The following is a 14,669-nucleotide window of genomic DNA, read 5'->3' as shown; positions in this document are numbered from 1 at the left end:
GACCGTTTACGCGCCGAATTTACTGAAGCGGCAATTTAACCCACCGACGTATAATACTCATTGGGTAGGTGACATTACCTATATAAAATCACATCAAGGGTGGAGCTATTTAGCGTGTGTACTTGATTTAGGGACTAAAGAAATTGTTGGATATGCATTATCAAGCCAACCAAATTCAGAATTAGCGATTGCAGCCTTAAATAACGCAATACAACGTCAAAGACCGAATACAGGGGAGCTCATGTTTCATTCTGATCAAGGGTGCCAGTATTCAGCCAACTTATTCAGAGAAAAGCTAAAGAGTTTAGGCATTAAACAAAGTATGAGTCGCAGAGGAAATTGCTGGGATAATGCGGTGATGGAACGATTTTTTAGAAGTTTAAAAACTGAAAAATTAAACCCGTTAACCTTTACTGATCACAGCTCGGTTGTTAATGTGGTTGAACAATATATCCGGTTCTACAATTACAAACGAAGGCATTCAGCATTAGATTATCAGACACCTCATCAAAAATATAATGAGTTAAAAAAAGCGGCTTAAAATCTCTCCAAAAATACTTGACCACTACAAAAGAGCACCACTATTCTTTCATTCAAGCGCCTTAATTAAGCGCATTTAAACGCTCGCTGAGTGGGCATTTATTATTACGGTTTGGTATTAACCTTACCTCGTATCCCTAACATCGTAGCGCCAAATAAGCTGTTATCAAGTTACAAATTTGTAAACTTACATTAAAAATATAATTTGCTTGGTTCTATCCTTTCTGGTATAGATACCCGCTAAATTATTATTAGACTAGTCTGTTTGTAATTTTAACCTTGTTTTATAAGGTCGCATAAGTAATCGCAGGCTAAAAAACTTGTTACATACCGCGGTATTAACGATTAGGAGAAACAGTATATGCCTACTGGCACTGAGAAAAAATCATTAGGTATTATGGCTATCGCAGGTCTTGCACCTTATCAAGAGAAGCCAGGTGAAGAGTATATGGGTCCAGCCCAGCTCGAGCATTTTAAAAAAATCCTCGGTGCATGGCGCAGCCAGCTTCGTCAAGAAGTTGATAAAACGATGAACCACATGCAAGACGAAGCAGCTAATTTCCCTGATCCTGTAGATAGAGCAGCGCAAGAAGAAGAGTTTAGCTTAGAACTTCGAGCGCGTGACCGTGAACGTAAATTGATTAAAAAAATCGAGAAAACGTTACAGTTAATCGAAGATGATGATTTTGGTTTTTGTAAAGAATGTGGCATTGAAATCGGCATACGTCGTTTAGAAGCTCGTCCTACGGCCGATCTTTGTATCGACTGCAAAACACTAGCCGAAATAAAAGAAAAACAATTAGCAGGTTAATGAACGCTACTTGGTTTAATTTAAATAAAGCTCTACCGTTGTAGGGCTTTTTTATTACGTTATTATGTATATAGGTCGCTTTGCCCCCTCGCCCTCTGGTCCATTACATTTTGGTTCAATAGTCACTGCATTAGCGAGTTATTTAGATGCAAAATCAAATAACGGTAAATGGCTAGTTAGAATTGAAGATATCGATCCCCCCAGAGAACAAACCGGTGCATCAAAACTAATATTATCCACTTTAGAACAACTGGGATTATACTGGGACGATAGTATTTTATACCAAAGTAAGCGCCTAGATGTATATCAAGAGCAACTAAATGACTGGCTATTGCAAGGCCAAATATACGGGTGCAATTGTAATAGAAAGCGATTAAAAGAACTAACCGGTATATATGACAGGCATTGTATAAATCAACAACTACAACAAACCGGCAATGCGCTCAGATTTAAAAACACACACCCGATTGAAGAATTCACCGATTTAATTTTAGGCACAATAAAAGCGCAAGATAATAAATATAAAGAAGATTTTTTAATACATCGCCGAGATGGCCTATATGCCTATCAATTAGCCGTGGTGATAGATGATATTTATCAAAATATCACTCATGTCGTTCGTGGCCAAGATTTACTTCCAACAACTTATTGGCAACAGGCTCTATATCAACGTTTGAATCAAACGAGCCCTCAATACACTCATATTCCACTCGTGTTAGATGAACGGGGCTTAAAACTAAGCAAACAAAACCATGCTCCAGCTGTTAATACGACTGATAATAAGCAAATATTAATGCAAGCCTTACAGTTTTTAAACCAAGCATGTCCAGTAGAATATGCAGATTACAGCATAGAGCAACTCCTTCACCAAGCAAAAATGAACTGGCAACAACAAAACCTAATTAAAAATAATTAATTTTTATGACCTCAATACCACAAATATTTTAATTTAACTCCATGCTGGTATATCATTAGCGCCATTAATTAAATGGTCTTCATTCAGAGATTAGTGCTATCAGAAAAGTCATCGAATTGTGTAAAAAAGTGGTTAGAAAATCTAAGCCAAAATTGCGCAACAAAACTGCCAATCAATTACAAATAATACCAAGAGATAGCCATAACATCTCACGTAAAAACATTGGCAAAAATGCTTTAAAAGTTTTGTATCGTTTAAACGACGCAGGCTATGATGCCTACCTTGTCGGAGGAGGCGTACGCGACTTATTATTAGGCTTACAACCCAAAGATTTTGATATTGCGACAAATGCCACGCCTGAACAAATCAAAAAGATATTCAGCAATTGTCGCTTAATTGGTAGACGCTTCAGGTTAGCACATATTGTCTTTGGTCGAGATATCATTGAAGTTGCCACATTCCGAGGGCATCACACACCTGTTGATGACAAGAATAAAACAGCTCAACAAAACGAACACGGGCAGTTACTGCGTGATAACGTCTATGGCTCAATCATGGAAGATGCAGAGCGTCGTGACTTTTCAATAAACTCTTTATATTACAGCGTGGCTGATTTCGCCATTAGAGATTATTGGCACGGTATCGAGGCTATTAATGATAGAAAAATAAAACTCATAGGCGACCCTGAAACACGCTACCGTGAAGATCCTGTTCGAATGCTTAGAGCCGTTAGGTTTGCCGTTAAATTAGATATGGAAATTGATGATGCGACTGCACAGCCAATTATCCCACTTGCTAACTTACTTCAAAATATTCCTGCAGCACGCTTATTTGAAGAATGTTTAAAACTATTTTTAAGCGGCCAAGGACAAAAAACCTTTGTTATGTTGCTAGAATATGGACTATTCCAACAACTATTTTTGCCAATAAAAGATAGCTTCGAAAATAAAAACGAGCCGTCATACAAGCTATTTTCGCTTGCACTCAAGAACACAGACTCTCGTATTGCTAATAATTTACGTATAACACCTGCATTTTTGTTTGCTGCTTTATATTGGCATCAAATTACCCCTAAACGCTTAGACATTCAAAATGAAAGTGGCTTACCCGTTTATGACGCTTTCCAAATAGCCATGAGCGATGTATTAGATATGGCATGCAAGAGTGTGATGATCCCCAAGCGCTTTACATCGATCATTAGAGATATATGGCAATTACAACCTAGGTTTGAACAACGGCAAGGTAATCGTCCGATAAAAATGCTTGAACACCCTAAGTTCAGAGCGGCCTATGACTTCTTATTACTTCGAGCGGAACTAGAACAAGGACACTTAACGGAATTAGCTCAATGGTGGACAGACTTTCAACAATCAGATGAAAATCAAAAACGCATTCAAATAAGCAGCGTTATGAAAACAGATACCGACAAACCTAAAAAAAAGAAAAGGCGAGCTCCTCGTCGACGTAAGCCGGCACCGCCATCAAATGAATAACAATGCTGAAAAGTGCTATATCGGATTAGGGTCTAATTTAGCTACGCCTATCGAACAACTTGATATGGCAATAATGGCGTTAAGTACTTTAGCGCAATTAAGTCAGCTCAAGGTATCGTCTTTTTATGCCAGCCAACCAATGGGACCTCAAGACCAACCAGAATATGTTAACGCCGTTGCAGAATTTATATGGCAAGGTGATGCACTTTCATTACTCGATGCGCTGCAAAAAATTGAACAAGAACAAGGCCGAAAAAGAAAAGCCGAGCGTTGGGGTCCACGAACGCTCGATCTCGATATTTTGCTTTTTGGTTCACATCAAATACATCATGCAAGACTCATAATTCCTCATTATGGAATGCATTTACGCGAATTTGTACTATATCCATTACAAGAGCTGGTCGGTAATTTAATACTACCCAACGGTGAAAACCTGAATAACCTTATTCAGCAATGCCCTATTAACGATTTAGTTAAATTACATCGATAGTTACACTCAATTAGGTGACTTAACATGACAAAGAAAAAAACAATTACTACGCTTAATAAAATGAAACTAAATAATGAAAAATTTAGTGCGTTAACAGCTTACGATACAAGCTTTGCTCAAATTTTTGATGAGCAAGGTATTGATATGATCTTGATCGGTGATTCACTCGGCATGGTACTACAAGGGCATTCTGATACGCTTAAAGTTTCAATTGATGACATGGCTTACCATACACGTTGTGTCGCATCCGGGGCCAAACAAGCTTTTATTTTAGCCGACATGCCCTTTATGACTTATGCTACGCCTGAACAAGCCTGTGAGAATGCAGCAATATTAATGCAAGCGGGTGCCCAAATGGTAAAACTAGAAGGCGCAGCATGGTTAAAAGAAACAATAACAACATTAAGTCAACGCTCTGTCCCCGTGTGTGCGCATTTAGGGTTAACACCACAATCAGTACATGTATTTGGCGGTTATAAAATACAAGGCCGTAATAATGATGTCGCAGAACAAATGATCCAAGACGCTATCGATTTAGTTGAAGCAGGTGCTCAGATGGTTTTATTAGAGTGTGTTCCCGCGAGTTTAGCGCAAGCTATTTCAGCTGCAGTAGATGTGCCTGTTTGTGGTATTGGGGCAGGAGTTGATACCGATGGGCAGGTCTTGGTTATGCACGATATATTAGGTATTTCATCGGGTTATATTCCAAAATTTTCTAAAAATTATTTAGCAAAAACAGGCGATATTCGCAAAGCTGTTACACAATTTATAAATGAGGTCTCTGAGAAATCCTTCCCAGCACCTGAACATATTTTTGAGTAGGCGATAATGAAAACCGTAACCCAAATAAATGATCTAAGAGCCACAATAAATCAATGGCGTAAAGCAGGACAAAAAATTGCTTTTGTACCGACAATGGGCAACCTGCATGATGGGCACTTAAGTTTAGTTGACGATGCTTTTATGCGTGCAGATAAAGTTGTTGTTAGTATTTTTGTTAACCCTATGCAGTTTGGCGCTAACGAAGACCTAGATAATTACCCTAAAACATTAGCCGCTGATAGTGCCGCTTTAACCGAGCGTGGTGTCAATTTACTCTATACACCCGCCGTAAAAGATATCTACCCAAGGCCACTTAAAGAGCAGACTTATGTTGATATACCTAAAATCAGCAACATTATTTGTGGTGAAACCAGACTAAATCATTTTAGAGGTGTAACAACCGTAGTCACTAAGTTGTTTAATCTCGTACAACCCGATATTGCCTGCTTTGGTCAAAAAGATTTTCAACAGCTATTTTTGATAAAACGCATGGTGGAAGATTTATCAATGCCGATCCAAATTATTGGCGTGCCGACAGTGCGTGAGAAAAGCGGGTTAGCCATGAGCAGCCGAAATGGTTATTTAACGCCCGAAGAAAAACAATTGGCGAGTGTATTATATAGCAGCTTGAAATATGCAAAACAATATATACAACAAGGCCATAAAGACTACAAACACATAAAGCAAGCCATGCAAGCTAATATAGAACAAGCAGATTTACGTACTGATTATATCGAATTTAGAGATGCAAATACCTTAGCTGAGGCGACACAAGATACGACAAATTTTGTTGTATTAGTGGCTGCATTTATCGCCAGTGCTCGTCTAATTGATAATATTGAGTTTTCTATTTAGCGATAACCTAAATAGATCGTCTTATGTAAACTGACACCTATTATTTTGCTTATGCTCAAGTCACGTTTAAAGCCCTTGAGCAATTTTTAATTCTCGGTGTATTAATAAAGGAATGTAGTGTCTCATTTCAAGTTAATATTTAGAACTTTTCCGATATCCCATAAGTACTTACACCCGCTGTAAGCAAACGAAGCAACATCGCTCTGGGGCACTGTTCCGGTAAGCTTTAAATTGAATCCTGCATATATTGAAGTCACTTGAGTATATGTGCCCATTAAAATCCAAAACTAAAGTTTAAATTGGCTTGTCGCTTCCATTAAATCATCGGATGCTTGATGTAATTGATGTGATACTTCCTCAAGCGAGCTAAACGTGCCTTGAATTTCTTTTTCAGTTTCTGACATCGTCGTTATAATTTCGACAACATGATCTGCAACCATACTTTGTTCTTCGGTCGCCGTTGCGATTTGATTATTCATCGTAGAAATATTTTCAACACTCGCTTTAATTTGCTCAAGCGCAGAGCCCGTTTTTATCGCAAACTCTTCATTACTTGAAGATAATGTTTCTGCTTGTCCCATCATATCGACACTTTGGCCCGCAGCATGCCTTAACTTATCAAGTACGTCTCTAATTTCAGTTGTTGCAGCCCCCGTTCTAGATGCGAGTGTTCTAACTTCATCAGCGACAACCGCAAAACCGCGGCCTTGCTCTCCTGCTCGTGCGGCTTCAATCGCCGCATTCAATGCTAATAAATTAGTTTGATCGGCTATAGAGGTAATCACATCTAATATTTTTGATACACTTGCTGAATCTTGAGCTAATTGATGAATAGCGCTTGAAGTCGCGTCTATTTGTTCATTCAATTTTTTTGAGTTTTCAATAGTTGCTTCAACAACATTCAAACCATTATTCGCTTCAATCTCAGCTTCATTTGCAGCAGAGTTAGCTAATGTCGCTGATTCACTAATCCCAGATATAGACTGATTTAATTCAGTCATTGACAATTGTGTCTGTTCTGCATTTTCAGCTTGCTCAGCAGTTAATCGCTTAGCGACTTCACTATTAGAGATTAAACGTGTTGAAGTATCCAATAACGGATGCGACACCGCCATCACGCCTTCAATCGAACGACTAAGCGTATCAATAAACGAATTAAAATTACTAGCAAGCTGTCCTAACTCATCTCGGCTTTTAACCTCAAGTCTATGGCTCAGTTCCCCTTCACCTGAAGCGAGTTCATGTAAAGAGTCTCGCAGTTCAATAACGGTAGAGCTAATTGAACGAGCAACAAAAAAAGCAATCGCGGCTAAAATAATAATCATGATCGCACCAAACGTAATGGTTGTTCCAAGTGCTTGTTCACCGCTTTCTCTTGCTTTTGCGATTGTGGTACTAAATAGCTGATCGATCGATTGCTTATAATTTTTTAAAGCCAAGCGTGCGTCTTCTAAAACCGATGCTTTCTCTTGGCTTAATTTAGGTAACTTGGAAAAATCGATACTGCCATTAAGCATACCATCTACAATGTATACAGATCGCCCTTGATAATCAGCCACTAATTTTTGTTGTTTTCTTAATGTCGCACTGTTCGCTGTATCTAAAGAAATAGCGCGATTTAAATTAGCTTTTAATTTATCTAATGTTTCTTGGGCCTGTGTTTTAAGCTCTTCATCACCAAATGAAACAGATTGCGTATAAAGCTCGTCTACACGGTCGAGTAATACCTGATTAATTGTGGCAATTTGAACTAAATGGTAGATTTGATCTTCGAGCAACACCAAATCTTTTTGCGTTGACTGTTGCGCCGTCGCATTTATCACAACATTAAGGACAAATATAGAGACGGCCAGCAGTATAATTGATGATATCTTATGGAATATCTTGAGATTGGTGAACCAAGACATAAAAATCCTTAATGCTTTAGAACGATACGGTTAAAAATAATGATTACTTAACCATATCGGTAAATAAGTTAAATACTTAATATTCAATCAAGTATAGGTAAGAACAGCGATTAAAACAGCATATCTTGTATTTAATTCAAAGCTCAATTAAACAAATACGTTAAAAAGGGCAAGGCTCTGTAATTTCTATCCACTCTTCTGTTACTGGATGAAAAAAACCTAATTTTTCAGCATGAAGCTGTAAACGGTCTGCAGCTTTGAAGCCAGCGTTTTTAGCGTAAAATTTATCACCTAAAATTGCATGTCCGATCTGTTGCATATGAACCCGTAGTTGATGTGAACGCCCCGTTATTGGTGTCAATTCAACCCGAGTCATTCCGTTATCATACGACAAGACACGCCAATAAGTTGTCGAGGCTTTACCCGTTTCAAAACATACTTTTTGCTTTGGTCTTTGCGGCCAATCGCAAATTAGTGGTAATTCAACCAGACCTTGGGTACTTTGAGGCTGCCCCCATAAACAGGCTATGTAAGATTTTTGAGTCAGCCGGTCTTGAAACTGTCGAGCCAATGATCGATGAGCAGGCTTGTTCAATGCCATAAGCATAATGCCCGATGTAGACATATCTAAACGGTGCACAATACCTAACGTAGGCCAAACTCGTTGTGCACGCGCTTCTAAACTATCTTGATGTTCAGGTGCTTTTCCTCTAACAGACAATAAACCACTAGGCTTATTGCAAACAAGAATATCATCATCTTGATACAATATTGTTAGATAAGGTTGAACAGGCGGGTTATACACAAAGGCCATGATGCTAATATCTTCAGTGAGGATAGGGTAAAACGATTATCGCTCTACCCTATATGTTAATGATTTATTGATGACTAACAACAATTAATCGAACGGCATCAAGCTGTAAACCCGCTTGGCCTATGTATTGAACAAGCTCTTCTTTTTGCTGTTCAAGTGCCGTAATTTCAATATCTCGAATACTCGGGTTTATTTTTTTCAAACTTTGCATTCGGTTTAATTCAGCTGAAATATCATTAACAGCATTGTCTGTCGCCGCTTTTATAATGGCATCTTTCTGCGCTTTAGCAATCAATTCACCTTTACCAATTAATTGGTGAATTTCTTTTTGTAGTGCTGTCGCAACTTGAGATGCCATTTGTTTATTTACAGGCTTTAATTGTTTGTTAAAGCTTTCGTAAGCCACTTTTTCGGCTAGGTTATTACCCGATTTATCCAGCAGTAAACGAACAGGTGTTGGCGGTAAAAAGCGCCCAGGTTGCAAAGCTTTAGGCGCCGAGGTTTCTACAACATACATTAGCTCAACAAAATAAGTACCTTCGGGTAGTGCTTTATTGGGTAAAAAGCTAACCGCATTATTCCCAACTTCACTGCGGGCAATCATCTCAAAACAGCCTTGCACCATAGGATGATCCCAGCTAATAAAGCGCACATCATCACGCATTAAGGCCGTATCACGATCAAAGCTAATCGTCATACCCTCTTCATTTAATTCAGGAAAATGGGGTTCAAGCATATGTTCAGTCGGCTTAAGCACTAAACACTGATTACCTTTTTCATCTTGCTGTACACCGTAAACATCAAAAACTTGAAACATAAATGCAATTAGACTTGTGTCATCATCCATTTCAAGAATCGCTTCGGCAATCGCTTCGCCATCAGTCCCTTTCGAGTTGAGTTCGAGTAATATATCTCGCCCTTCTTCCATTTGTTTATTCAATTCATTGATGATCGTATTGGCTTGCTCTATAAACGGTACAACAACCTCATCATCATGATCTAATTGGAAAATAGCATCTAATAATGCATCAGCTTGTTGCTCAAAAACCGTAACACCTGCGGGGCAAGTATCAGAGAAAGCATTAATACCTTGATGCAACCATTTAAAAATAGATTCAGATGCCGTGCCATTAAAATAAGGAATATAAATATCGATATCGTTTTGTTGACCAATGCGATCTAAACGACCTATGCGTTGCTCAAGCAAATCAGGATTCAAAGGTAAATCAAATAAGACTAATTGGCTGGCAAATTGAAAGTTTCGCCCTTCACTACCAATTTCAGAACAAATGAGAACTTGGCAGCCTTCATCTTGATCAGCAAACCAAGCTGCAGCTCTATCTCGTTCGATAATACTCATACCTTCATGAAAAACAGCTGAATTAATACCTTGTAATGTTCTAAATGCTTTTTCCAGCGTTAACGCCGTTGACGCTTTGGCGCAAATAACTAAATATTTTTGACCTTTGTTTGATTTTATTTTTTCACTTAGCCAATCAACTCTTGGATCAACCAACCACCAAGCGTGATCTTCATGCCCTTCAGCTTCATAAATAAATTCTGGTGTCAGTAAAGCTGCGACATCTTGTACTCGACGATTATCTTGATGGCGATCTAACCACCAGCGCGTCCCCGGCAAATATTCATCGGGATAATCAAGTGCGATTGGGTGAACGTTTCGTTGCGGAAAGCCTTTGACAGATGCACGAGTATTACGGAACAATACACGGCCGGTACCGTGGCGATCAATTAAATCAGCGATAATCGTTTTTCGACTCGCTCTACGTTGCTCTGCATCCGTTGTATTCACTAACTGCAAAGCGTCAGCAATACTGCCATCTTCAGCATTCAATTCAACCAATTGCGATTTTTGATCGGCACTTAAATCATCAGCACTGACTAATTGTTTAGCTAATAATGCCGTAGCCTTAAACTGATACTCAGCAGCAACAAACGCTTCGTAATCATAAAAGCGCTCTTTATCGAGTAAACGTAAACGTGCAAAATGACTTTCATGGCCAAGTTGATCTGGTGTAGCCGTTAATAATAATAAGCCCTGACTAACAGCGGCTAATAATTCAACCGTTCGATATTCTGGACTCACCTCATCAGGAGACCATTTAAGATGATGTGCTTCATCAACAACAACTAAATCCCAAGATGCAGCACAAGCTTGTTGTTGTCTTTGCTCTGAGTTAGCCAATAAAGACAAAGGACAAATGATAAGTTGTTCTGTTTCAAATGGGTTTTCTGCCGATTCGACATATTCAGCGCAGCGCTCTTCATCAAAAATAGAAAACGGTAAATTAAAGCGGCGTAACATTTCAACGAGCCACTGATATTGCAATGACTCAGGTAATAAAATAAGCACCCGGCTAGCTCGTCCCGATAAAAGCTGTTGATGGATAATCATCCCTGCTTCTATCGTTTTACCGAGGCCAACTTCGTCCGCTAACAATACACGAGGTGCAACACGTTGACCCGCTTCTTTAGCGATGTGTAATTGATGCGGAATTAATGAGGTGCGGGCACCATTTAAACCAACCAAATCATTGGTTTGATAAGCAAATTGATGACGTCTTGTTTGATATCGTAAATCGTACCAATCATTTCGGTCGATTTGCCCTGTAAATAAACGATCTTGGGGTTTATTAAGTTTTAAATGGTGATTAATGCGTGTTTCAATAAGCGTGGCATCTTCACCGGAATCAGCATCTCGACCAAAATAAATAAATATGCCATCCGCTTCTTCGATATCTTCAACAATAATTGACCAACCTTCAGCTGAATCAACTTTATCACCCTGGTTAAACGTTACTCGTGTTAGTGGCGCTGTATCAGCGACATACTCACGGTTTTCTCCAGTCGCCGGAAATAACATTGAAATACGGCGTCCCTGAACGGCAACAACCGTCCCTAATCCCAAATCTGATTCAGAGTCACTGATCCAACGTTGGCCTAAGGCAAAATAATTCATTAATAAAAAGCTCCAGCAATAGCAAAAAAGATGACAGATATCGCAAAGTCACGATAATTGTAAAAAAGCGCGTATGCTACCGTATGAGAAAAAGCATGCAATGCTTAATTCAATAGAATTAGGCATTAAGCGCAATATGTATTCATTTAATTAAAGTTCAGTTTAAAAAATCTGCTAGTTAAATCTACAATAGCCAGAATCACAACCCCGTTTATCGAATCAAAAATTTAATACGCCTGACACTCAACATAAAGCATTTCAATAACTTGAGTATATTTAAAGCTTGATCCATACTAAAAGAGTATTAAAAAATAGTGAAAATAATTTTGGATACTTAATTTAAGGGAGGCGTTTTTATTATTTCTAAACTGTCATATTTCCGTTACTAAACATTGCGATTGTAACAATTCATGCGTTTTATAAATAAGAGCTTTTATCTTGTCAAGGAGACTTGAATGGCGCCAGAAATCAGAAAAAAATACATACTCGACACCAATATTTTACTGCATGACCCTTTTGCTTTTCTAAACTTTAAAGAACATGACGTCGTTATTCCGATGACCGTGTTAGAAGAGTTAGATGTGATCAAAGATCGCAAAAAAGATGTCGCACGCGATGCACGTATTGCAATACGTGCACTTGAAGAGATAATGCACGATGCAACTCCCGAGCAAATATCGGAAGGGGTAACGTTAAAGCAAAAAACGGATAATACGGAAGAAAAAGGAAACCTCTCTATTTTCCCGGATCATCAACTCACTTTTCATACTAGCCAGCTCCCTGGTACTGCCAATGACAACCTAATAATCAATACAGCCTTACATTTACAAGATGTATTTGCGCCCAATAAAGTGATACTGGTAACCAAAGACATTAACATGCGCTTAAAAGGTAAAGGCGCTGGATTAGAAAATGTTGAAGACTACAAAACAGATCAGCTCATTTCTGATATTAAATATTTATCGCAAGGGCATCATCAATTTAAAGGTGATTTTTGGCAACAAGTATCAACATGCGAAAGTGAATCAGAAGGTCGTGATACGTCACATACGTTAGCCAGAGATATCTTCCCGTCGACTATTTTTGTGAACGAATATTTACACGATGAAGGCAATAAATTTGCCGCTAAAATTACCAGTCATGATGAAAATACAGTCACGATCAAAGATTTAGGCAAAGAACGCATCATGCACCGCCAAGCTTGGGGGATCAGCCCTAAAAATATTGACCAAGCGATGGCTTTAGATGCACTGCTCGATACTGATATCGATCTTGTCTTGCTTACCGGCCCAGCAGGAAGTGGTAAAACACTTTTAGCGCTTGCCAGTGCCTTAGAAATGGTTATTGAAAAAGGGATATATGAGCGCATCATTGTGACTCGAAATACACCTGAAATCGCAGAATCAATTGGTTTTCTTCCAGGAACAGAAGAAGAAAAAATGGCCCCTTGGTTGGCCGCTATTAGTGATTCATTAGACTTTTTGCATCGCAACGATGAATGCAGCGAAAGCAGCATGAATTACATTATGGAAAAAGCGAATATTCAATTTAAATCAGTTAACTTTATGCGAGGTCGTAGTATTCAACGCTCAATCGTTTTGCTTGATGAATGTCAAAATATGACCGCATCCCAACTTAAAACGATTATTACACGCGCAGGCGAAGGAACAAAAATAATTTGTTGCGGTAACCTAGCCCAAATAGACAGTAACTATTTATCCCCTTTAACATCTGGGCTAACCTATATTGTAGAGCGATTTAAAGATTTTGAAGGCAGCGCCACCATTAACATTGCAGGTGTTATGCGCTCACGTTTAGCGAGCTTTGCAGAGGAGCACTTATAGCAACACATTATCATGATACAAATCAGTTCAATAGAAGTGCAGAGCATTTGCATTTCTATTGATCTTTTTTTATTTTAGCTAAGCGTTTGCTGGCGTTTTCGCAAATCGTCTTTTGTTCTGTCGCTGTTAAAAATATCCAATCTGTGCGCTCACTTTGTGTACGGCCACAGCCGCCACAAATATCATCATGATTTAATTTGCAATAACCGATGCAAGGGTTAGCAATATGCTTTTTGTATGTCATAAGCCTATATTTTCAAATTGAATTTCTTGTAAAGCTAAACCTCATTCAAAATAAGATTTAGCGAGTAACGCACTTATTTAGCTAGGGCGTGTTTATCTTTTGTGTATGCTTTTGCAAATTTATACAAGGCAGAGCGATTGCGGTGTCGTTATTCTACATAAAAGAGCGATAAAGACTTTATGCTCCTGCAAAGTCACCTTACCCCACATCCATGTGGGGCAACATAGTAGAAAGAGTGCAAATGCGCTGCCCTTTGGGTTCAAAATCTATACGGCAAAGATAAACACGCCCTAGCAATCAAATGAATATAGTTTTCTCGCTCAGGTTTTATGGTTCATTGTCAGCGCTTACTCGCCCCAATGACATAGTAGAGCATATGCTCATGGCGTCTCGAAGCTTGACGGCCTCCCCTAAAACCCGATCGCTTTGACTATAGATACATCGCAATACAAATAATAAAAACCGGTTGATTATATAAGTTTAAGTCATTAAATATCTGATAAACTAATATTTATGCAAAAATAGCATAATTATGCAAAAGTTTAACAACCTAAAGGTTGCTTATTTATCGTTTGAAATCTACTATTTTCAAATAGATAAAATCAAAATTGCCCAAGGAAACTTTCTATGATTTTAGATGAAGCCGAAGCCCTTGAACGATTAGGAGGGAACAAAGATTTACTAAAAATGTTGCTCACCAAGTTCACAGGAGATTATACCGCTCTTACAGCAGATTTAACGAATCTAATTCAACAAGCCGAATTAGATGAAGCCAAACGCTATGTTCATTCAATTAAGGGCGCAGCGGCTAATTTAGGTATGCACGAATTAACCGAGCAAGCGCGAAAAACAGAAGAGGCCTTAGTGGATACACAGACACTAACACCAGAAGATATCGCTGCATTAAACCAAGCGATGCAAGACGTTATTTTAGCCAGTCAACAAATTTGATATAA

The 14,669-nt window shown here is 38.6% G+C and carries 13 protein-coding genes; 9 read left to right on the top strand and 4 right to left on the bottom strand.

The window, feature by feature from the left end:
- From DPX34_RS19980 to panC, 7 genes are all read left to right on the top strand, one after another.
- On the top strand, positions 1-541 hold a 541-nt coding region (locus tag DPX34_RS19980), incomplete at its 5' end, for an IS3 family transposase (RefSeq protein ID WP_111980200.1).
- A 360-nt stretch (positions 542-901) separates the two neighbouring features.
- Complete coding sequence (gene dksA / locus DPX34_RS19975) at positions 902-1,351, top strand: RNA polymerase-binding protein DksA (protein ID WP_111980199.1); 450 nt, start codon at positions 902-904, stop codon at positions 1,349-1,351.
- A 64-nt stretch (positions 1,352-1,415) separates the two neighbouring features.
- Entirely contained in the window at positions 1,416-2,267 is an 852-nt protein-coding gene (gluQRS, locus tag DPX34_RS19970) for a tRNA glutamyl-Q(34) synthetase GluQRS (RefSeq protein ID WP_111980198.1), read from the top strand.
- A 185-nt stretch (positions 2,268-2,452) separates the two neighbouring features.
- Positions 2,453-3,760 carry a polynucleotide adenylyltransferase PcnB gene (gene pcnB / locus DPX34_RS19965; protein ID WP_198673769.1) on the top strand — a complete coding sequence of 436 codons (1,308 nt, stop codon included), beginning with the start codon at positions 2,453-2,455 and terminating at the stop codon, positions 3,758-3,760.
- Complete coding sequence (folK, locus tag DPX34_RS19960; protein ID WP_111980197.1) at positions 3,753-4,250, top strand: 2-amino-4-hydroxy-6-hydroxymethyldihydropteridine diphosphokinase; 498 nt, start codon at positions 3,753-3,755, stop codon at positions 4,248-4,250. Before pcnB ends, folK begins: the two co-directional genes overlap by 8 nt.
- A gap of 24 nt (positions 4,251-4,274) precedes the next feature.
- Complete coding sequence (gene panB / locus DPX34_RS19955; protein WP_111980196.1) at positions 4,275-5,072, top strand: 3-methyl-2-oxobutanoate hydroxymethyltransferase; 798 nt, start codon at positions 4,275-4,277, stop codon at positions 5,070-5,072.
- A 6-nt stretch (positions 5,073-5,078) separates the two neighbouring features.
- Complete coding sequence (gene panC, locus DPX34_RS19950; protein WP_111980195.1) at positions 5,079-5,927, top strand: pantoate--beta-alanine ligase; 849 nt, start codon at positions 5,079-5,081, stop codon at positions 5,925-5,927.
- Between the two features lie 287 nt (positions 5,928-6,214).
- Here the strand turns inward: panC and DPX34_RS19945 are convergent, their stop codons facing one another.
- The 3 genes from DPX34_RS19945 to rapA all read right to left on the bottom strand — a co-directional run bounded on the left by DPX34_RS19945 (position 6,215) and on the right by rapA (position 11,625).
- Complete coding sequence (locus DPX34_RS19945; protein ID WP_111980194.1) at positions 6,215-7,834, bottom strand: methyl-accepting chemotaxis protein; 1,620 nt, start codon at positions 7,832-7,834, stop codon at positions 6,215-6,217.
- A 160-nt stretch (positions 7,835-7,994) separates the two neighbouring features.
- Positions 7,995-8,648 carry a pseudouridine synthase gene (locus tag DPX34_RS19940; protein WP_111980193.1) on the bottom strand — a complete coding sequence of 218 codons (654 nt, stop codon included), beginning with the start codon at positions 8,646-8,648 and terminating at the stop codon, positions 7,995-7,997.
- Positions 8,649-8,712: 64 nt separating this feature from the next.
- A complete protein-coding gene (rapA, locus tag DPX34_RS19935; protein WP_111980192.1) occupies positions 8,713-11,625 on the bottom strand; it encodes an RNA polymerase-associated protein RapA in 2,913 nt (970 codons plus the stop codon).
- Positions 11,626-12,080: 455 nt separating this feature from the next.
- Between rapA and DPX34_RS19930 the strand changes: the two genes are divergently transcribed.
- On the top strand, positions 12,081-13,469 hold the full coding sequence (locus DPX34_RS19930; protein WP_111980191.1) for a PhoH family protein: 1,389 nt from the start codon (positions 12,081-12,083) through the stop codon (positions 13,467-13,469).
- Between the two features lie 55 nt (positions 13,470-13,524).
- Here the strand turns inward: DPX34_RS19930 and DPX34_RS19925 are convergent, their stop codons facing one another.
- Complete coding sequence (locus tag DPX34_RS19925) at positions 13,525-13,713, bottom strand: DUF1289 domain-containing protein (RefSeq protein WP_111980190.1); 189 nt, start codon at positions 13,711-13,713, stop codon at positions 13,525-13,527.
- Positions 13,714-14,340: 627 nt separating this feature from the next.
- On the opposite strand from DPX34_RS19925, the gene DPX34_RS19920 reads away from it, so the two are divergent.
- Positions 14,341-14,664 (top strand): Hpt domain-containing protein, encoded by a 324-nt coding sequence (locus DPX34_RS19920; protein ID WP_111980189.1) that lies wholly within the window; start codon positions 14,341-14,343, stop codon positions 14,662-14,664.
- Positions 14,665-14,669: the final 5 nt, after the last annotated feature.

It is taken from the genome of Algibacillus agarilyticus, assembly GCF_003286125.1.
Lineage (GTDB): Bacteria > Pseudomonadota > Gammaproteobacteria > Enterobacterales > Alteromonadaceae > Algibacillus > Algibacillus agarilyticus.
Note: the sequence above shows the minus strand (reverse complement) of the source record. Positions and strands in the feature narration are given on the sequence as shown.

Bases quoted from the DNA above. Each gene is read 5' to 3' on its own strand.
- dksA (WP_111980199.1), top strand. From the start codon at position 902: ATGCCTACTGGCACTGAGAAAAAATCATTAGGTATTATGGCTATCGCA.
- gluQRS (WP_111980198.1), top strand. From the start codon at position 1,416: ATGTATATAGGTCGCTTTGCCCCCTCGCCCTCTGGTCCATTACATTTT.
- folK (WP_111980197.1), top strand. From the start codon at position 3,753: ATGAATAACAATGCTGAAAAGTGCTATATCGGATTAGGGTCTAATTTA.
- panB (WP_111980196.1), top strand. From the start codon at position 4,275: ATGACAAAGAAAAAAACAATTACTACGCTTAATAAAATGAAACTAAAT.
- panC (WP_111980195.1), top strand. From the start codon at position 5,079: ATGAAAACCGTAACCCAAATAAATGATCTAAGAGCCACAATAAATCAA.
- DPX34_RS19945 (WP_111980194.1), bottom strand. From the start codon at position 7,834: ATGTCTTGGTTCACCAATCTCAAGATATTCCATAAGATATCATCAATT.
- DPX34_RS19940 (WP_111980193.1), bottom strand. From the start codon at position 8,648: ATGGCCTTTGTGTATAACCCGCCTGTTCAACCTTATCTAACAATATTG.
- rapA (WP_111980192.1), bottom strand. From the start codon at position 11,625: ATGAATTATTTTGCCTTAGGCCAACGTTGGATCAGTGACTCTGAATCA.
- DPX34_RS19930 (WP_111980191.1), top strand. From the start codon at position 12,081: ATGGCGCCAGAAATCAGAAAAAAATACATACTCGACACCAATATTTTA.
- DPX34_RS19925 (WP_111980190.1), bottom strand. From the start codon at position 13,713: ATGACATACAAAAAGCATATTGCTAACCCTTGCATCGGTTATTGCAAA.
- DPX34_RS19920 (WP_111980189.1), top strand. From the start codon at position 14,341: ATGATTTTAGATGAAGCCGAAGCCCTTGAACGATTAGGAGGGAACAAA.